Source organism: Roseibaca calidilacus, from assembly GCF_001517585.1.
Lineage (GTDB): Bacteria > Pseudomonadota > Alphaproteobacteria > Rhodobacterales > Rhodobacteraceae > Roseinatronobacter > Roseinatronobacter calidilacus.
The window spans coordinates 1,083,358-1,102,911 of record NZ_FBYC01000004.1 but is presented as its reverse complement, the minus strand read 5'-3'; the positions used below and the strand labels follow the sequence as shown (position 1 = coordinate 1,102,911).

General features: G+C 62.1%; 18 protein-coding genes. 12 read left to right on the top strand and 6 right to left on the bottom strand.

Annotated elements, in window-relative coordinates:
* Positions 1 to 97 precede the first annotated feature (97 nt).
* The 4 genes from AWT76_RS08920 to AWT76_RS08905 all read left to right on the top strand — a co-directional run bounded on the left by AWT76_RS08920 (position 98) and on the right by AWT76_RS08905 (position 4,170).
* Entirely contained in the window at positions 98 to 2,737 is a 2,640-nt protein-coding gene (locus AWT76_RS08920) for a TRAP transporter permease (RefSeq protein WP_072246039.1), read from the top strand.
* Positions 2,738 to 2,853: 116 nt separating this feature from the next.
* Positions 2,854 to 3,141, top strand: a complete 288-nt coding sequence (gene ihfB / locus AWT76_RS08915) for an integration host factor subunit beta (RefSeq protein ID WP_072247606.1) — start codon at positions 2,854 to 2,856, stop codon at positions 3,139 to 3,141.
* Positions 3,142 to 3,148: 7 nt separating this feature from the next.
* Positions 3,149 to 3,505 (top strand): lipopolysaccharide assembly protein LapA domain-containing protein, encoded by a 357-nt coding sequence (locus tag AWT76_RS08910; protein ID WP_072246038.1) that lies wholly within the window; start codon positions 3,149 to 3,151, stop codon positions 3,503 to 3,505.
* Positions 3,506 to 3,510: 5 nt separating this feature from the next.
* Positions 3,511 to 4,170, top strand: a complete 660-nt coding sequence (locus tag AWT76_RS08905; RefSeq protein ID WP_072246037.1) for a phosphoribosylanthranilate isomerase — start codon at positions 3,511 to 3,513, stop codon at positions 4,168 to 4,170.
* Here the strand turns inward: AWT76_RS08905 and AWT76_RS08900 are convergent.
* From AWT76_RS08900 to AWT76_RS08875, 6 genes are all read right to left on the bottom strand, one after another.
* Positions 4,156 to 4,989 (bottom strand): glycosyltransferase family 2 protein, encoded by an 834-nt coding sequence (locus tag AWT76_RS08900; protein ID WP_072246036.1) that lies wholly within the window; start codon positions 4,987 to 4,989, stop codon positions 4,156 to 4,158. The two genes, AWT76_RS08905 and AWT76_RS08900, sit on opposite strands and share 15 nt — an antisense overlap.
* Positions 4,986 to 6,701: a hypothetical protein gene (locus tag AWT76_RS08895; protein WP_072246035.1), complete on the bottom strand. Its 1,716-nt coding sequence runs from the start codon at positions 6,699 to 6,701 to the stop codon at positions 4,986 to 4,988. Before AWT76_RS08895 ends, AWT76_RS08900 begins: the two co-directional genes overlap by 4 nt.
* Complete coding sequence (locus tag AWT76_RS08890) at positions 6,701 to 7,684, bottom strand: hypothetical protein (protein WP_072246034.1); 984 nt, start codon at positions 7,682 to 7,684, stop codon at positions 6,701 to 6,703. Before AWT76_RS08890 ends, AWT76_RS08895 begins: the two co-directional genes overlap by 1 nt.
* Positions 7,685 to 7,765: 81 nt before the next feature.
* Positions 7,766 to 8,434 carry a WecB/TagA/CpsF family glycosyltransferase gene (locus tag AWT76_RS16970; protein ID WP_072246033.1) on the bottom strand — a complete coding sequence of 223 codons (669 nt, stop codon included), beginning with the start codon at positions 8,432 to 8,434 and terminating at the stop codon, positions 7,766 to 7,768.
* 659 nt (positions 8,435 to 9,093) lie between these two features.
* A complete protein-coding gene (locus AWT76_RS08880) occupies positions 9,094 to 9,864 on the bottom strand; it encodes a DUF4394 domain-containing protein (protein WP_072246032.1) in 771 nt (256 codons plus the stop codon).
* Positions 9,865 to 9,958: 94 nt separating this feature from the next.
* Entirely contained in the window at positions 9,959 to 10,453 is a 495-nt protein-coding gene (locus AWT76_RS08875) for an RrF2 family transcriptional regulator (RefSeq protein WP_072246031.1), read from the bottom strand.
* A 270-nt stretch (positions 10,454 to 10,723) separates the two neighbouring features.
* On the opposite strand from AWT76_RS08875, the gene AWT76_RS08870 reads away from it, so the two are divergent.
* The 8 genes from AWT76_RS08870 to secD all read left to right on the top strand — a co-directional run bounded on the left by AWT76_RS08870 (position 10,724) and on the right by secD (position 19,552).
* Positions 10,724 to 12,001 (top strand): NAD(P)/FAD-dependent oxidoreductase, encoded by a 1,278-nt coding sequence (locus tag AWT76_RS08870; protein ID WP_342667163.1) that lies wholly within the window; start codon positions 10,724 to 10,726, stop codon positions 11,999 to 12,001.
* A 97-nt stretch (positions 12,002 to 12,098) separates the two neighbouring features.
* Complete coding sequence (locus AWT76_RS08865) at positions 12,099 to 12,455, top strand: DUF5368 domain-containing protein (protein ID WP_072246029.1); 357 nt, start codon at positions 12,099 to 12,101, stop codon at positions 12,453 to 12,455.
* 234 nt (positions 12,456 to 12,689) lie between these two features.
* Positions 12,690 to 14,123, top strand: a complete 1,434-nt coding sequence (gene cysS, locus AWT76_RS08860; protein ID WP_072246028.1) for a cysteine--tRNA ligase — start codon at positions 12,690 to 12,692, stop codon at positions 14,121 to 14,123.
* Between the two features lie 142 nt (positions 14,124 to 14,265).
* A complete protein-coding gene (cimA, locus tag AWT76_RS08855) occupies positions 14,266 to 15,894 on the top strand; it encodes a citramalate synthase (protein ID WP_072246027.1) in 1,629 nt (542 codons plus the stop codon).
* On the top strand, positions 15,882 to 16,610 hold the full coding sequence (locus tag AWT76_RS08850; RefSeq protein WP_072246026.1) for a class I SAM-dependent methyltransferase: 729 nt from the start codon (positions 15,882 to 15,884) through the stop codon (positions 16,608 to 16,610). The genes cimA and AWT76_RS08850 overlap by 13 nt, the downstream gene beginning before the upstream one ends.
* The gene (locus tag AWT76_RS08845) at positions 16,607 to 17,374 is read left to right on the top strand and encodes a squalene/phytoene synthase family protein (RefSeq protein ID WP_072246025.1); all 768 of its coding nucleotides are present in this window, start codon (positions 16,607 to 16,609) and stop codon (positions 17,372 to 17,374) included. Before AWT76_RS08850 ends, AWT76_RS08845 begins: the two co-directional genes overlap by 4 nt.
* A 120-nt stretch (positions 17,375 to 17,494) precedes the next feature.
* Positions 17,495 to 17,818, top strand: coding sequence for a preprotein translocase subunit YajC (gene yajC, locus AWT76_RS08840; RefSeq protein WP_072246024.1), 324 nt, complete (start codon positions 17,495 to 17,497; stop codon positions 17,816 to 17,818).
* 72 nt (positions 17,819 to 17,890) lie between these two features.
* Positions 17,891 to 19,552: a protein translocase subunit SecD gene (gene secD, locus AWT76_RS08835; RefSeq protein WP_072246023.1), complete on the top strand. Its 1,662-nt coding sequence runs from the start codon at positions 17,891 to 17,893 to the stop codon at positions 19,550 to 19,552.
* Positions 19,553 to 19,554 lie beyond the last annotated feature (2 nt).

Here is a 19,554-nt window from a genome sequence, read left to right as displayed (position 1 = left end):
TGCATGGTTCCCGCCTGTCGGGGGCCATGAACGGGGACGCGGCCCGCCTTGGGGTGTGGTCGCGCCTTTCCTTTCCGGACATTTCGAAGGACACACCATGTCGCAAACGCCTGAAAGCGACCGCCGCTTTTCCGACGAGGAATTGCAGGATCTTGTTGCCAGCACCGATTCGGGCGGGCGCGAGCCGACAAACCGCAAAGTGGCGCTGCTGATTGCGAGCGTGGCCTTCCTGTGGTCGGCCTTTCAGGTCTGGATTGCCGATCTGCAATTCCAGTTCGCGCAATATATTCCCGGTGCGCGGGTTATCGGGTCCGACCAGACACGGCCCATGCATCTGGCTTTCGCGCTGTTTCTTGCGTTTTTGGCCTATCCGGCGTTCAAGAAATCGCCGCGCAGGCACATTCCGATCCTTGACTGGATCATGGCCATCGTCGCGGGGGGCTGCGCGTTCTATGTGCTGTGGTTCGCGCGCGAGATTTCGGATACCGCGCGCGCCGGTCTGCCCACGCAGGCGCAAATCTGGGTGGGTGTTGTCGGCGTTGCGCTGATGCTGGAAGCCTCGCGCCGCGCGCTTGGCCCTGCGCTGACCATCGTTGGCGGTATCTTTCTGGCCTACAGCTATTTCGGTTCCGGCTGGCTGATCCCCGACCTGATCGCGCATGACGGGCGCAGCTTTACCGCCATTATCAACACGCAATGGCTGTCTACCGAAGGGGTGTTCGGCATTCCCTTGGGCGTGTCCACCGCCTTCGTGTTCCTGTTCGTGCTGTTCGGCGCGCTGTTGGACAAGGCGGGCGCGGGCAACTATTTCATCCAATTGGCCTTCGCTGGGCTGGGCCATTTGCGCGGTGGGCCTGCCAAGGCCGCCGTGGTCGGGTCGGGTGCTACGGGGCTGATTTCAGGGTCGTCCATTGCCAATGTGGTCACGACCGGCACCTTCACCATCCCGCTGATGAAGCGAGTGGGCTTCACCTCTGAGAAGGCGGGCGCGGTCGAGGTGTCGGCTTCTGTCAACGGGCAGATCATGCCGCCCGTGATGGGCGCTGCGGCCTTTCTGATGGTGGAATTCGTCGGCATTTCCTACATTGAGGTCATCAAGCACGCCTTCATTCCGGCGATCATTTCCTACATCGCGCTGATCTACATCGTCCACCTTGAAGCCCTGCGCAACGGTATCCCGGCGCTGGGGCAGGGCGGCTCGCTGCTGGCCATGCTGGGCAAGGTCGCGGTGGGTTTTGTAGGCGCGGGTGCGGTGTTTTACGGCGTCATCCTTGGGGTGAACGGGCTGCGCAGTGCTGCGCCCGGTATCTCCGGCCTTGTGATCTTGTTGGCCTTGGGCGCGATTTATTTTGCCTGCCTATGGGTTGCGGCGAAACGCCCGGATCTGGATCTGGACGATCCCAATGCCGAGGAAGTCAAACTGCCCAAGATGGCAGAGGTTTTCCCAACCGGCCTGCATTATCTGCTGCCCATCGTGGTGCTGGTCTGGTTCCTGATGGTGGAACGGCAATCGCCGTCGAAATCGGCCTATTTCGCGGTACTTCTGATGCTGTTCATCATGCTGACGCAACGCCCCATCAAGGCGCTTTTGCGCGGCGAAGGGGCGTTCATGACCCATCTGCGGGCAGGCTTTTCCGACTTGGTCGAGGGCATGATCGCCGGCGCGCGCAACATGATCGGCATCGCGGTCGCCACCGGGGCTGCGGGCATTATCGTGGCCACCGTTACGCGCACGCCCATTGGCACCGAATTGGCCAGCTTGGTGGAACTGCTGTCCATGGGCAACCTGTTCCTGATGCTGCTTTTGGTGGGCCTCTTCTCGCTTGTGCTGGGGCTTGGTCTGCCGACCACGGCCAATTACATCGTGGTGTCGTCGCTGATGGCGACGGTCGTGGTCTCGCTGGGGGCCTCTGAGGGGCTGATCGTGCCCTTGATCGCCGCGCATCTGTTCGTGTTCTATTTCGGGCTGATGGCCGATGTTACGCCGCCGGTGGGGCTGGCCAGTTTCGCCGCCGCCGCTGTGTCGGGGGGCGACCCGATCAAGACCGGCTTCACGGCGTTTTTCTACAGTATGCGCACATTGGCGCTGCCGTTCCTGTTCATCTACAATCCCACGCTGATCCTTTATGGTGTGGACCTTGGCACCACGGCAGGCATTTTGCAGGCGCTGTTCATCTTCGTGGTGGCGACCTTTGCCATGTTGTTGTTCGCCGCCGCCACGCAGGGCTATTTCCTTGCGCGCTCCAAACTGTGGGAATCGGCGGCGCTGCTGTTGGTGGCCTTCACGCTGTTTGTGCCCAATTTCTGGCTGGACCGCATTCAACCGCCATTCGAAACTCAGCCAAGCACCCAGTTCGAAGACGTGCTGACCAATGCCGAAGCGGATGATGAATTGCGCCTGTATATAGAGGGGCCGGATTTCAACACCGGAGCGCTGCGCTCGACCACGTTGCGGCTGATCGTGGATGACACGCCACCAGAGCAACGGCTGAACGAAACCGGTCTGATCCTGATGCCGTCTGACGATGGCGTCGCCTTGGACGAGCCGATGTTCGGCACGCCCTATCAGGAAGAACTGGGTGATTTCGACTTCTACGGCGATCAACAGGTGCAGCTTGTTACTGTGTCGGTTGAAGCGGACAGGTTACCGCAGCAGATTTTCTACATTCCGGCGCTGTTGCTGCTGGGTCTGGTCATCATGCTGCAACGGCGCCGCCAGACCCAACCGGCTTTCTAGGCAGCAATCCACCGGTTCGAATAATAAGCTGACGGTTTATGTGGCGTTAGGTCGGTGTTTTGATTATAGAAGTGGGAAAAGCGCAGTGAATGCGCGGGCTTGCGGGGGTAACTTGGATGATCCGGTCAGAACTGATCCAGAAAATCGCGGAAGAAAACCCACACCTGTTTCAGCGTGATGTGGAACGCATTGTTGCGACCATATTCGATGAGATCACAGAAGCGCTTGCGCGGGGTGAGCGGGTCGAGCTGCGCGGGTTCGGGGCCTTTTCCGTCAAGAAGCGGGATGCCCGCGTAGGGCGCAACCCGCGCACCGGCGAAAGCGTTGAAGTGGCCGAAAAGGCCGTGCCCTTTTTCAAGACCGGCAAGCTGCTGCGCGACCGGCTAAACGGTATCGAGGAGTGACCCCAGAATGATGGCCTATCTGCGAATCGCCCTGTCGGCTGTTTTGGCAATCCTGCTGGCAACCATAGCGCTTGCGAACCGAGAATTCGTGTCGGTGCAACTGTTCCCCGAGGCGATCGGAAACCTGATCGGGTTCAATTTTGGCTTCGGCCTGCCACTGTTCATTTTGCTGGGGCTGGCGATTGGGCTAGGGCTGATGCTGGGCTTTATCTGGGAATGGCTGCGCGAACATAGCTATCGGGCCGAAGCCGCCCGCTTGCGCCGCCGCGTTGCCGCGATGGAAAGCGATCTGGAGAAGTTCCAGAAAGCCGCCCCGTCGGTTGCGCAGAAAGACGAAGTGCTGGCCGTTCTGGAAGCGAAGTAACGCTGATGACACCTGCCGCCCGCGTCAAGATTTGCGGCCTGACGTCTTTGCGCGATCTGGAAGCGGCGGCCACCGCCGGGGCCAATTATGCCGGTTTCGTGTTTTTTGCGAAATCGCCGCGCCACCTGTCGGTTGACGCCGCGCGCGCCTTGGCCGTCGCGGCCCCGGTGGGGCTGGCCAAGGTGGCGCTTGTCGTGGACCCGGATGATGCGACGCTGGATGCGATCCTTGCGCAGGTGCCCATTGACATGCTCCAGCTTCACGGCGCGGAACCCCCCGAACGGGTTGCGGCGCTGCGCGCGCGTCACGGCCTGCCGGTCATGAAAGCCGTGGGCATTGCCGATGCTGCCGACCTGCCGAAACTGGCACGATACGAAGCCGTGTCTGACCAGCTTCTGGTCGATGCAAAGCCCGCACCCGACGCCGCCCTGCCCGGTGGCAATGGGCTGTCCTTTGACTGGCGGCTGATCGCTGGGCGCGATTGGACAAAACCTTGGATGCTGGCAGGTGGGCTGACGCCCGACAATGTGGCGCAGGCTGTGCGCCTGACCGGCGCGCAACAGGTCGATGTTTCTTCCGGCGTTGAAGCTGCGCCGGGCATCAAAGATGCCACACGGATCGCCGCCTTCGTGCAGGCGGCGCGCGGTGTTTCAGCGCCCGCGTGACCATTCCCTGCCCGCAAAAGGCTGGCTCATGCGCACCATAAGCGCAACCAACGCATAGACCGCGAAACCTGCCGGGTCGGCCTTGGCCAGCGCCAGAATGTCGGGGCGGGCCTTATCTTCGTTCTGCATCAGGTCTGGGAAGCGTTCGGCAATCTCGCGTGTGCCCTTGTCCTGACGGCGGCGCACGCGGACCAGCCGCGCCAGCCCCTCGACCATGGGCCATGTATAGCGTGCCGCGACCTGCACGCGTTCTGACGGGGCGAAGTGCAACCGCACGAATGTATCATCTGCGATGACGGCAGGGTATTCGGCCCATCGCGCGCGCCCGGCCACGTTCACGGCAAACAGCCCGAAGCCCGGCGCATGGCTGCGGTTGAACGGCACGCTTTGCCAAAACCGCGCATAAAGCTGCGTCAGACGGCTGTCAGACTGGGCAATTTGCGGTGTGCCCGTGGCATAGCGCGGCCTGTCCGTGGCCAGTTCTGCCACCAATTGGCCCAGCAGCGGCGGGCTGATGCGCACATCGGCATCCAGATACAGGCGGTAACGGCCAATCGCGGCGGCATCACCCGCGTTCAGCGCCTTGATCTTCGAGCCCTCGGCAAGCTCCAGCACCTTCAGCACCCAACCGCGTTCACGGGCGGGCATCTCGTAGCGCCGGGCGACCTTGACCGTGCTGTCGGTGCAGCCATTGGCCACAACGATCAATTCGATCGCGTAACCGCGCACCGGGTCGCTGTCCAGAACCGCGGCCAGACATTGGCCTATATAGGCGGCCTCGTTATTGGCGGGGATGATGACGGAAATGACAGCACTCATTGTGAAACTTTCGTAGGGTCGAAACCGACCAGGGCATCCCAGCGCGGGTTGCGGTCGGTCAGATGACGCAGCGCGCCGAAACTGCCCCAGCGGCCCGGCGTGCGAATATCGGTGAAATGCGCAAACAGCCCACCGCCGCCGCGCACCCAGCCTTCCAGCAACCGGGTGTAAAGCTCTGCCATGCCTTGGGAATAGTTCACGTCCATGAACAGCGCCGTCAGCTCTGAATCCTGCATATGCGAGCCAACGCCTACCAAATGCGTGCCGCCCTCATAGGCCACCAGTTCGAGCCCCCAGCGGTCGGCCACGGCCTTGTGATAGGGCAGGTCGCTGTCCAGAAAGGACGCGACCGTGTTGCGCCGGTCGCCGCTGATCGCGCCATCGCGCAATTCCGCGATCAGGCGCGGGCGCAGTATGTCATGCGCGCGGGTCTGTGTGAAACGGGCAAGGGCATCGCCGCTCAGCCCTTGGGCGCGGCCCTCATCCTCGGCCTGCGCGCGGGCATCGTGCAGCCAGCGGCGAGTCATCTCGATCTTTTCATCATTGCCCAGCAGGCCGCTGAAATAGCCCGTTATTGCATAGGCGTCGAACAGGCTGGGCGGCGCCGGGTTTTTAGGGCTTTCGGCCTGCCAGCTTGGCGCGGTCAGCTGTTCTTCCAGCCCGTGCCAGCCGGTTTGCGTGGCCAGAACCCGCACCAACCGGTCGCGCTGGCCGTCAAACACCCGGTCAAATATCTGCACCATTTGCGCCGCGCGCATGGCGTTCCATTCTTGCCAAAGATCGCCATTGCCCCAGCGCGCTTGCGCCTGCGTGCGGGCATGGTTGGCCTGCGGAAAGGACCAGTTCCAAGTTTCGTTCGAAAATTCTATCCAAGCGCGCAGGCCGGGGTCTAGCTGGTCGCGGATGGTTTCGGCCATGCGCACGATCAGCCCGTCATCGGCCAGATGCGGGATGGTGAACCATGGCTCTGTCCCGGTGTCATTGGCCAGACGGATCATCACCTCCAAAGGCACGCCCGCGCCATCGGTATAGGTATACGCCTCGGGGTGGGCGCGATCGTCCCATTCGGCCCATTCGGTGTAATTGGTGTTCATCCATTCCATGAAGCGGAACACGGCCATGCCATCGACCCGCGCCAGCCAGTCGGGGTTGAAGACCTCGCCGGCCTCATATGCTGCGACATGGTCTTGGTGCACCACGGCGATGTCGCGGATCGGGGCGTCGGGGTCAATATTGCGAAGCTGCAATTCGACATGGCCGGGACCGGGCGTGTAGCTGAACCACATCGTGTTCGGGCCAAGCCGCCGCGTGCCGCCCACGCGCCCGGTGATCTGCGCATCCGCCTGTCCGGTCCATGTTACGCGGTAATTGCCCGCAACAGCGCCCGCCGTTTCGGGCAGGTCTACCAGCATCAGGCTGGCCAGCGCCGACGCGCCTTCTGGGACAAAACGTGGCCAGCCCCGCGCATCGACCGCGCCCAGACGGCGCAGGTCAGCATGTTCGAACCCGCCCCATTGGCCGGTGCGGTGCGCCATCCACGGCCGCGCATTGCGGGCGACATTCACAAAGGGGCGTTGCGGTTGGTAGTCGCGCAATTCGGTCAGGTTCATGCCCAGCCAGCGCGGCGCGCCCGCGTCGCGCGGCGAAAGGTATCCGTCGGCCCCGCCGGCAATCGGCACCAGCAGCGCGACAAGCAAAGCCAGCCAGCGCATCAGCTATCCCCTGCGTTCTGCGACACCCCGGTCGCGCGGGTGCGGCGCACCACATCCCACGCCACTTGTTGCATCAGTGCGGCAACCTCTGGGGCGGGGGCATCGGCGGCAGAGCCATCGGCGCGCTGCAATCGGTGCGGCAGGCCGCGCGGGTCGGCATGGTAAAGCGTGGCATAATGCACCAGCGCAATCAGATAGGCGGCCTTGTCGCTGGGGTGAATGCTGTCGCGTGTTCCGTCCTCGGTCCGCGTGAAAAGCGCGTCGGTGTCGGGCATACCGTGCACGCCGCCCCGCGCGCGCAATTCGCGGGCAAAGGCGGCCATGGCGCGGCCAGCAGGAATGACATGGATGGTTCCCACGCCGGGATAGGCCTTGGCCTGCGCAAGGATCGTGCCTTCCCATAGCGCTTCGGCGTCATGGTCAATCCGGGCCAACCAATCGGACGTGTTCAGATGCTCATGCCAGGTTTCATACTTGTAGATCCGGATATCGGGGGCATGGTCGCGCGCCAATTGCGCCCAAAGCGCGGTATAGCGCCCCGAATCGTGCCAGCGGATGGCATCTTTCAACTCGACCATTTCCGTCAGCACCAAAGCGTCATAACGGCCGCTTTCCAACGCCTCTTTGGCAGGGCGATAGGCGGGGGGAAGGTTCATCTCGTCAAAGCCGGGAATCGGTTCGTCTGGTTCCCAATGGGTGCGCAGGCTGGCACCCCAGCCAAGCTGACTGTGATAGAACGCGCCCGTGTCGCCTGCGGCTTGGGCCAGTTGCATGACGAATGCCGGAATATCGGGGCCGATCAGGCTGTGCCCCAAGTAATATTTGCCCATGGCCGTGGTCGGTGCAGGCAAGGGCGTGTCGTAATGTGCAAGCCGCGCGCTGCGATCCAGCGGCGCTGGCGGGCGCGTTCCATACCATGCCCCTGCCGCAATGGCGCAAACCAGTCCGGCCAATGGGAAAAAGCGTTTGATGTCAGGTCTCATGCCACCACTCTATTTGGAACAGGGCATCGTTACCTGCGGAATACGGCGATTTTGCGCAACGACTGGGAAAATCTGCTCATCTTAGCGTGATCGCCCATGCCGCAGCCGATGGGCAAGGGTATGGACCAGAAAGGTCACATTGCCGATCACATAGCGCCCGAACATGCGGCGCGGTTCCAGAGCCAGCCGCCATAGCCATTCCAGGCGCGCGCGCCTCATCCACAGCGGCGCACGAGAGACACGGCCCGACAGGAAATCCAGCAGCGCGCCAACCCCCATCACATAGCGCGGCTGCAAGGCGCTGGCATGCTCTGCCAACCACAGATCCTGATGCGGCACGCCGGTTGCCATCCAGACCATATCGGCCCCGCTGGCATTGATCGCGTCAATCGCGGCCTGTGGGTCGCGCAAACCGTCGAACCCGTCGCGCGTGCCTGCAATGCGCAGGCCGGGGGCAATCTGTTGCAGTTTGCTGCCCGCACGGTCAGCCACACCGGGCGCGGCCCCCAGCAGAAACAGGGACATACCGCGCGCGGCAAGCGCGCGTGCCAGTTCCGGCCCCAAGTCGGTGCCGTTCAGATTGGCCATGAATTGCATTCCATGGGTTTTCGCCGCGATCTCCATGCCCGCCCCATCGGGCAAAAGTATGTGTGCCGTCAGCAACGCGCGCCGATAATTCGCATCGCTCCGGGAAACGTTCACGGAATGAGCGTTGACGAATGCCACTCTCGCTTGTGAAGCATTCAGCATCTGGTCAATGACGTGCTCGGGTATGTCGGAAACAAGATCAAGTCCGAACAGCCGTATCGTGGGCAAGTGCGGCGTCCGGCGCTGCGCTCCGGCCCGGAAGGCTTCGCGGTTGTGAGTGACCGGATCAAAGGGTGTTACCCCGTTATCGGCACAAAGAACCCTTGATGGTCGATACGGGTTAAACACCGGGTGCATATTGCTCTCCTGAAACGCTACTTCCCGCAGCATCCCCGTCAATCCCGGCGTTAATTTGACACGAACGCGGCAGACAGAAGGCGCGACGGTTTAAAAGCTTGTGAGGTCATTCGATTTTACAATACCATACGCGTGGCTGTAAGATTACGCGATTGGCGTGGCAAATCAATTCATTGCGCGGTCAAGTTGGGCTTGACTTCCTCAATGAGACCAAGCTTGCGACATTCCCACGCATAATGGCGCGGTTACCGCCCCGGGCGCTCTCGTTTTCAGACATGCGACGGCAAGACCGCCTTGGCGCGACACGGCCAGAGCCATCGTCAGATGATGCACATCTGCCATTCCGCGTTGGTTCCGGCAATGGCATGAACAAGTTCCAACGAGCGGAACCGACATGCCCCGTAGTCATTGGCGCGCCGGGCGGTGAAGCCCCGGCGCGCGGCCATGTCGACGGAAAGGGAAGGTTACATCCCTGCGGCCATCACGGTCATGTCGCGCAAGGTTATATCCAGCCCGTCAATCTCCCAGCTTTGGGTGACCATGCCGCTGTCCAGCGACAGCGTGTGGATCGCGCCATTGGCGGCCAGCCACGCGGTGTTTATACCCATCGCATCGGTCGCAATGTCAAAGGCCACCGGCCCCTCCACCATCGCGCCCAATTCGCCGATCACGACATTGGTGCCGTCATTCGGCGCGGTCTGGCGCAGCAGGGCGTGCGCACCGGTGTCGATGTTATACATCGCCGTTGCATCGGGCTTGCCGAAGGAATTGCTGTAGGCCGTGGCCCCCACCATGGGCGCGCCATCCATGCCGTCCCAATGCAGGCTGCCATCCACCATGACCGCGCCGGTGCTCAGATTAATCCGGTGGTTGACCGTACCGGACATGAAGCGCAGCGCATCTGCGGCGGGGTTGATATCGACGATCACCGGAGTGTTCCCTTCGATGGGCAGCGGCATGGACATGGTGACAAGCGGTGTCGCCATGCCGGTGGCCGTGTCGATATTGACCACCTCGAACGCATCCGTCACCGCAATCAGCGTGTCGGTAGCGGGGCGGTAGTCAATTCCCAGCAGGCGGCCTTCGACCATCACATCCATGGTGCCGGTGACAGCCCCGGCGCCAAGGTCGATCATGGTCAGGCTGCGGTCGCCGCTAAGCCCGATGGCGGTTTGCGCGGCCAAGGGGGCGGCGGTGGCGGTCAGCAGGCTGGCCAGAAGCATGGTGTGTTTCATTGGTCTCTTTCCCATCTGTTACAAGACAGACGGGAAACGGGAGCATGCGGGCCAAAGTTTCATGGCTCGCGATCACGGCTGCGTGAGGGTTGGGTCAGGCGGCCTCTGCCGTGACGGGCTTGTGCGAACCGGGCTGACATTGCTGCGGCAGGTTCGGCCCTTCAAGCTGCAACAGCCTTTCCAGCCCGTCATTGCAATCGGTCAGATCGGACAGATACAGGTCATCCAACGCGCCATAGAACGCGTCCACCGCGCGTTTCAGATGTTTGCCCATGCGGCAGTGGTCTTTCAACGGGCAGGTATTGCCCTCGGAAAAACATTCGATCAGCGGCAAGTCGGCCTCGAACGCGCGAAACACTTCGCCCACGCCGATGGAACTGGCCGCGCGGTTCAGGCTGAACCCGCCATGCCGCCCGCGCTGTGTGGTGATAAAGCCTTCTTGCGCCAGTTTGTTGATGACCTGCGCCAGATGGTTTTCAGAGGCATTGATGACGCAGGCCACATCCTGCTTACGCACCAGCCGGTCGGTATTGACCGCGCAGACCATAAGGGTGCGCAGCGCCAGGTTGGTTCGGGTCGTCAGCCGCATGTCTACTCCTCTGGGGTCAGGCAAAGCCCCGGTTCCATTCAAATTCCCTGAACACACCTTAAAGGCCGGACCGCTTGGACGGCTTTGATCGAAATCAAGTTAACGGATGTGGGCTTATGGCAATATGTCGCAGCATGAAAACATGTTAATTTGTTTGCCTGCGCATGCATACGAATGTATCGATGTGATAAAGTATCCTGATGTATACCGACCAAATGGGGGGCCGCAATGAACAGATTTGAACTAGGTCAGTTAAGCCGGCGTGGCTTTATGACCCTTGCCGCAGGGGGCGCGGCCCTTGCTACCACCGGGGCTGCAACCACGGCACAAACCGTCAAAACCTCGGCCCGGATCGTGATCCTTGGCGCAGGCGCGGGCGGTGCGGCAATTGCCAACCGGCTTGCGGCACGTCTGGAAGGCGCGCAGATCACCGTCATCGACGGGCGCGCTGAACATTGGTACCAGCCCGGTTTCTCGCTTATCGCGGCGGGCCTGCAAAGCGCGGATTATTCCATCAGCCAAACCACGGACTGGTTGCCGCGCGGCATCAACTTCATTGCCGATTACGCCGCAGAGATCGACCCGGACGCCAGCCGCATCACCACGCTGGGCGGAGAGCGGGTAGATTATGATTACCTGATCGTCGCCACCGGCCTGATACTGGATTGGGACGCGATCGAAGGGTTCGATCTGAACATGACCGGCCCCGATACCGGCATCACCGCGCATTATGCCGGGCCCGAGCAAGCGGCGAAAACATGGGCCGCGCTTGACAAATTCACCGACCAAGGCGGGGTGGCGCTTTTTGGCCGCCCGGCAACCGAAATGAAATGCGCCGGTGCGCCGCTGAAGATCACATTCCTTGCCGAAGATATCGCAAGCCGCAAGGGCAACCGCGACAAGGTGGAACTGATCTATAACGCGCAAGCACCCAACCTGTTCAGCGTGCCGGTGGTTGACCACAGGGTGCGGCAATTGTTCGATGATCGCGGCGTGAACTACCGCTGGAGCCATGTTCTGAAAGCGGTGGATGCGGGCGCGAGAACCGCGACCTTTGCCACGCCAGAGGGCGATGTGACCACGGCGTTCGATTTCATCAACGTGATCCCGCCGCAGCGCGCGCCGCAGGTCGTGCGCGACTCGGGCCTGTCATGGGCCGACAAATGGACCGATCAAGGCTGGATAGAGGTTGACCAGAAAACCCTGCGCCACGCGCGCTACGCCAATGTGTTTGGCATTGGCGACATCAACGGTGTGCCAAAGGGCAAGACCGCGGCCAGCGTCAAATGGCACCAGCCGGTGGTCGAAGATCATCTGATCAGCGAGATTCAGGGCCGCGAGGGCACCAAGACCTTTGACGGTTACACGTCCTGCCCGCTGATTACCCGCATCGGTCGCGCCATGCTGGTCGAATTCGACTATAACGACCACCTTGTCCCGTCCTTCCCCGGCGTGATCGCGCCTTTGGAAGAACTGTGGGTGTCGTGGCTGATGAAAGAAGTCGCGCTGAAAGCCACCTATAACGCCATGCTGCGCGGGCGCGCCTGATTTGGCGGGGGCAGGGGGCGGCTGCCCCCATGCGGCTGCGCCGCATCCCCCCGCGAGTATTTCGGGCAAGATGAAGCCTGCTAGAGGAGAGTGAATTATGGAAGAAATGACGCTTGGCACCATTCTGGCGGTGTTTGAGGAAATGTTTGGGGCCGGTCTGTTCTGGGCCATGGTCGTGGTCGCTGCGGTAATCACCGTGGGTTACATTTACGTGCTGATCCGCGACCGCGAAATGTCGATGCGCAAGTTCCTGCTGGCGCAACTGTCCATGCCCATCGGCGGCATCGCGGCGGTTTGGTTCGTGCTGTGGGTGACGCGCTCGGGCCTGCAACATATGGGCGGGCCGATTGATGCGCTGCTGATCCTTGCGATTTTCGGCGCAGGTGCCGTGGGCTTTGCGATCCTTGTCTATGTCGCGCAATCGCTGGTGCGCGGCAAGAAGGTCGAAAGCTAAGGACTATCACGGGCGGCGCGCGCCTCCCCGCAATGCCCTCCCCGTGATTTTGGCCCGCACTCCTCCCAGGTGCGGGCCGTTTTCGTCTTGGCAGGGCGGGTGCGTGGCGATAGGGTCGCGCGCATGACCTGCTTGACCATCACCCTTTGCTGCTGCATGTGCCGCTAACGGCTTTGGCGGGTGGTAATACGTGTCTGATCCCTCCTGCCAAGGCGCCACGCCCGAGAGGACCGGATGACCCAGATCACCCTGCACAACACCCGCACCCGCCGGAAAGAGGCGTTTGCGCCCATCGACCCCGAAAACGTGCGGATGTATGTCTGTGGCCCCACTGTCTATGACCGCGCGCATCTGGGCAATGCGCGGCCCGTGGTGGTGTTCGATGTGCTGTATCGGCTGTTGCGCCATGTCTATGGCGAAGATCACGTCACCTATGTGCGCAACTTCACCGATGTGGATGACAAGATCAACGCGCGGGCGCGGGCCATGCAAGAGGCGGGCGACACCCGCGAGCTGAACGCCATCATTCGCAGCCTGACGGATGAAACCATCGAATGGTATCACGCCGATATGGATGCGCTGGGGGCGCTGCGGCCCGATCACGCGCCGCGCGCGACAGAGTATATCGTGCAAATGGTGGCAATGATCGAAGGGCTGATCGCCAAGGGCCATGCCTATCCTGCCGAGGGGCATGTGCTGTTCGATGTGCGCTCTTATCCCGACTATGGCAGCCTTTCAGGCCGCTCGGTCGATGACATGATCGCCGGCGCGCGGGTGGAAGTGGCCCCCTATAAACGCGACCCGATGGATTTCGTGCTGTGGAAGCCTTCGGCCAGCGATGAGCCGGGCTGGAACAGCCCTTGGGGACGGGGGCGTCCGGGTTGGCATATCGAATGCTCTGCCATGGCGGATGAACTGCTGGGCGCGTCTTTCGACATTCACGGCGGCGGGATTGACCTGCAATTCCCGCACCACGAGAACGAGATCGCGCAAAGCTGCTGCGCCCACCCGGATGCGGGCTTTGCGAATTTTTGGCTGCATAATGAGATGGTGCAGGTCGAGGGCAAGAAGATGTCCAAGAGCCTGGGCAATTTCTTTACCGTGCGGGATTTGCTGGACCAAGGCTGGCCGGGCGAGGTGATCCGGTTTGTGATGCTGTCCACGCATTACCGCAAGCCGATGGATTGGACAGAGGAGAAGGCCGACGCCGCAGACCTTAAGCTGTCCGAGATGTGGAGAACGGTGAGCAACTTTGCTGACGCAACGCGTGCTGACCCAACGAAAGTAAGTTCCAGCATAGTTGCGGCTCTTGCAGACGATCTGAATACTCACGCAGCGCTTGCGGCATTGCACCAAGTCCATGCGGAGGCTCGTAAATCGGGCGACGCCGCTCAACTTGCCAACGACTTGGCTTTATTGGGGCTTTTGAATGCTGATTTTTCAACGACACCAAGGCCTATGTTTGCGTCGGATAAATTACTGTTCGACTTGGCAGATCGGCTGTCCAATGTGAGGTCAGAAGCTGTTCGCACGAAAAATTTCGAAGCGCTCGATCTGCTGAAGAAACAATTCCAGAAAGCAGGTTTAGAAGTCCGCATGTCAAAAACTGGCGTCGACCTTCTGCCCGGTCCTGATTTCGACCCATCCAAACTGGAGGGCCTCGAATGATCCGCGCCAACATTAGCGTAGCCCCCGGCCCGAGGGTGGGGGCGATTTCGCCCCCGCCCTGGGGGGGCGGGTCGGGGGCGAAGCGGGTCGCAGGTGACCCGCGGCTTGAGGTTGGCGACGTGCTCGAATTGCAGGGCTGTCCATGACCCGCGAGCGCCTCTATCTCTACGACACCACCTTGCGCGACGGGCAGCAGACGCAGGGCGTGCAGTTTTCCACCGCTGAAAAGCACCAGATTGCCGCCATGCTCGACCAGCTTGGCATCGACTATATCGAAGGCGGCTGGCCCGGTGCCAACCCCACCGATTCCGAGTTCTTCGCCAGCCCGCCCGCGACAAAAGCCACCCTGACCGCCTTCGGCATGACCAAGCGCGCGGGGCGGTCGGCGGAGAATGACGATGTGCTGGCCGCCGTGCTGAATGCAGGCACGCCCTCTGTCTGCCTTGTGGGTAAAACGCATGACTACCACGTCACCCATGCGCTTGGCATCACCCTGGACGAGAATACGGACAATATCCGCGCCTCTGTCATCCATTGCACAGCCCAAAACCGCGAAACCCATTTCGACGCGGAACATTTCTTCGACGGCTACAAGGCCAACCCCGATTACGCCCTGCAAGCCATCCACGCCGCCCATGACGCGGGCGCGCGCTGGATCGTGCTGTGCGACACGAATGGCGGCACGCTGCCCAGTGAAATCCACACCATCACCCAAGCCGTCATCGCCAGCGGCATCCCCGGCGACCGTCTGGGCATTCATTGCCATGACGACACGGGCCAAGCCGTGGCCTGCACCTTGGCCGCTGTCGAGGCAGGCGCGCGCCAAATACAGGGCACGCTGAATGGCTTGGGCGAGCGCTGCGGCAACGCCTCGCTGACCACGCTTATCCCCACGCTGGTGCTGAAGCCCGCCTATGCCGAACGGTTTGAAACCGGGGTCACGCCAGAGGCACTTAAGACCCTGCTGCGTATATCGCGCAAGCTGGACGATATCTTGAACCGTGTGCCGCTGCGCAGCCTGCCCTATGTCGGCGCGTCGGCCTTTGCGCACAAGGCCGGACTGCATGCCAGCGCCATTGCCAAAGACCCCGCCACCTATGAACATATCGACCCTGCACAGGTCGGCAATGCCCGCATTGTGCCCATGTCGAACCAAGCGGGGCAGTCGAACCTGCGCATGGTGTTGGCCGATATGGAGGTTGCGGTTGCGCGCGACGATCCGCGCTTGCCCGGCATTCTGACCGATATCAAGACGCGTGAGGATGCGGGCTATGCCTATGACAGCGCGCAGGCCAGTTTCGAATTGCTGGCGCGGCGCGCCTTGGGGCAGGTGCCGCGCTTTTTCGAGGTCAAGCGCTACCGCGTGACGGTGGAGCGGCGCAAGAACAAGTATGACCAGATGGTGTCCTTGTCCGAAGCCGTCGTGGTGCTGAAAATCGGGGATGAGAAGAAACTGTCCGTATCGGAATCGATGGATACCGAAGGGCATGACCGTGGCCCGGTCAATGCGTTGGCGAAAGCCTTGGCAAAGGACCTTGGCCCCTATCAGGCCACGATTGACGATATGAAACTTGTGGATTTCAAGGTCCGCATCACCCAAGGCGGCACAGAGGCCGTGACCCGCGTGATTATCGATTCCGAAGACGGGCAGGGGCGGCGCTGGTCCACCGTGGGCGTGTCGCCCAATATTGTCGATGCCAGTTTCGAAGCCTTGCTGGACGCCGTTACCTGGAAACTTTTGCGCGATGGAGTGCGCCCATGTCCGACCTGACCCAAGACGAAGCCTTCCTGACGCTTTATGCCGATCTGGCGCGCGAAGGGCCGGGGGCGTCTGCCGATCTGGGCTGGGCCTTGTCGGTCGCGGGCACGCCTGCCGATGCGCGCATTTGCGATGCGGGCTGCGGGTCGGGGGCCGATACGCTGACCCTGGCCAAGGACCGCCCGCAAGCGCGGATCGACGCCGTGGACAAGATTGCGCAATTTGTCGGTGCCGCGCAAAAGCGGGTTGCGCCCTTTGGCGACCGCGTGCAGGTGCGCCAAGGCGATATGGCCAAGCTGGACGGGCCGTATGATCTGATCTGGTGCGCGGGCGCAATCTATTTCATCGGTATTGCGCAGGCCTTGCGCGCGTGGCGGCCTGCCTTGGCAGAGGGGGGGCGAGTGGCGTTCTCGGAACCATGCCTGTTGCCGCGCCCCTCGCAGGCGGCGCGCGATTTCTGGTCGGTGGAATACCCGCAGATCACCGATATGGCGGGGATTCGCGACCGCGTGGCGCAAGCGGGATACCGGGTGTTGGGCGAAAACCTGCAAATTGGCGCGGCATGGGAAAACTACTACCTGCCGATGGAACGCCGGATTGCCAGCCTGCGCCCCGGTGCCAGCCCAGAGCTTGCCGCCGCCCTTGACACCGCCGAAGCGGAAATTGCCCGCTGGCGCGCCGCCCCGTCAGAGATTGCCTATGCGCTGATGGTGGTCGCGCCGGAATGAGCGAAGGGCTGGAAGCCAAGGTCGCGGCATCTGACCCCGACCGCCACGCCGCCAGCCTTGCCGCGCCGCCACAGGCGCGCGCGAAGCTCTGGGTGCTCTATGCGTTCAATCTGGAAATTGCCCGCGCGCCCTACCTGACCCACGAACCCCTGATTGCGCAGATGCGGCTGCAATTCTGGGCCGATGTGCTGGACGACATTGCCGCAGGCAAGCCGCCGCGCGCGCATGAGGTGGCAGAGCCTTTGGCCCGTATCTGGGTCGAGCATGCGCTGCCCTTGGAGCTTGGCCAGCAGATGATCGCCGCGCGCCATTGGCATATCGAACGCGCGGCCTTTGCCGATATTTCCGCATGGCTGGACCATATTGACCAAAGCGCGGGCAACCTGATGTGGTTGGCCGCGCGGCTGCTCGGCGCGCCGGACCGTGCCGAAGCGGCCGTCCGTGCCATGGGGCGCGCCAGCGGTGCCGCACAATGGCTGCAAGCCGTGCCTGCCTTGCAGGCTGCTGGGCGCGTGCCCGTCCCAAGGGGCGGCGATGGCGCGGAAATGGCGCAAGCGGGGCTGGCGGCGCTGGCACAGGCACGCCGCGCCCGCGCCACAGTGCCCAAAGCGGCGCTGCCCGCGCTTTTGGCGGCGTTTCAGGCCGGGCCGGTCCTGAAACAAGCTGCCCGCGAGCCTGCCCGCATAGAACAGGGCGCGCTTGGCACATCCGAGTTTCGCCGCCGGGGCACGCTGCTGCTGCGGGGGGTATCACAGCGCTGGTAGCACCGCGCGCTGCGCCTTGCCAAGGTCGGTGGCGGACATTAGGGTGCCCGCGAATTCCGGCCCCGTTTGGGGCCTTGCTTTCATGCCCGCGCGTCGGGCCGCAACCAGACAGGAGCTTTCATGTTCGTTACACCCGCCTATGCACAAGATGCCGGTGCCGCCGGGGGCCTGATTTCGATCGTCCCGTTCATTCTGATCTTCGTCATCATGTATTTTTTGCTGATCCGTCCGCAGCAAAAGAAGGTCAAGGAACACGCCGCCATGGTCGAAGCGCTGCGCCGTGGTGACCAAGTGGTTACGCAAGGCGGCATCGTGGGCAAGATTTCGAAGGTCAAGGAAGATGGCGAGGTCGAGGTCGAGATCGCGGAAGGTGTGCGCGTGCGCGTGCTGAAGCAGACCATCGCGACGGTTTTGTCGAAAACCGAACCGGCGGCAAAGGAATAATTGCCGCCGCCTCTTGCGCCACGCCGCGTGCGTGCCTTGATACTTGCAAAAGCCTGACAGGAAACCTGACATATGCTGCATATTCCGATGTGGAAACGCATCCTCATCTGGGGCACCTGCGCGCTGGCGCTGCTGATCGCCACGCCCAATCTGTTCTACAATCAGGTTGAACGGTATAATGACGCTGTAAGCGCGCAAGAGCGGGGCGAAGAGGTTTCAGAAGATGACCTTGCCGCATGGCCGGGCTTTCTGCCGTCGTTTCTGCTCAATCTGGGGCTAGACCTGCGCGGCGGCGCGCATCTGCTGGCAGAAGTGCAGGTGTCCGATGTCTATGCCGACCGGGTCGACGCGCTTTGGCCCACGGTGCGCGACCAACTGCGCGAGGCGCGCGATACGGTGGGCGCGGTGCGGCGTATGCCTTCGGATGACGCGGGCGAATTGCGCGTCCGCATCGGCAGGCCCGAAGCGATTACCGAAGCCGCAGCACTTGTGCGCGACTTGGCGCAACCCACACAAAGCGTGACCGGGCTTGGCGGCGGCGATGACCTAGACGTGCGAACCGAAGGCGAAGAGATCGTCGTCGCCCTGTCGGCGGCAGAGCGGCAGGCGACCGATGAGCGCACCATGCGCACCTCGCTTGAAATTATTCGCCGCCGTGTGGACGAAGCGGGCACGCGCGAACCCACCATCCAGCGGCAGGGCGAGGACCGCATCCTGATCCAGGTGCCCGGCATCGGCTCTGCCGAGGAGTTGAAAGCGCTGATCGGGACCACCGCGCGGTTGACCTTTCACCCGGTTGTGGATGTCACGTCGGATCCCGACCAGGTGCCGGACCCGCGCAACGCGCTTTATCCGGCGATGGAAGACACCGGCACCTATTACGAGGTGGAACAAACCCCCGTCGTGACCGGCGACCAGTTGGTCGATGCCAGCGCCGCCATGGACCAGAACAATCGCCCGGCGGTGAATTTCCGCTTCAATGCGCAGGGCGGGCGGGCCTTTGGCCTGTATACGGCGGAAAATATCGGCAGCCCCTTCGCCATTGTGCTGGATGGAGAGGTCGTGTCGGCCCCTACCATCCAAAGCCATATTCCGGGCGGGTCGGGCATAATCACCGGGCGTTTCACGGTCGAGGAAACCACCCAGCTTGCGGTGCTGTTGCGCTCTGGCGCGCTGCCGGCCGAAATGGAATTTCTGGAAGAACGCACCGTTGGCCCGGAACTGGGGCAGGACAGCATTGATGCGGGCCGCATTGCCGCCATGGTCGCCATGGGCGCCGTGCTGGTGTTCATGATCGCCAGCTACGGCGTATTCGGCGTGTTTGCCAATATCGCGCTGCTGTTGAACGTGGCAATGATCTTTGCGCTGTTGTCGCTTGTCGGGGCCACGCTGACACTGCCGGGGATTGCCGGGATCGTGCTGACCATCGGGATGGCCGTTGACGCCAATGTGCTTGTGTTCGAGCGTATTCGGGAAGAGTTGCGAACCGCCAAAGGCCCCGCGCGCGCCATTGCGCTTGGCTATGAAAAGGCGCTGTCGGCCATTCTGGACGCCAATATCACCACTTTCCTGACCGCTGTCATCCTGTTCGTCATGGGCTCTGGCCCGGTGCGGGGGTTTGCGGTTACGCTGGGGCTGGGGATCATGACCTCTGTCTTTACCGCGCTTTTGGTCACCCGTGTCATGGTGGTCATGTATTATGAGCGCCGTCGTCCCAAGACACTTGCGATATAAGG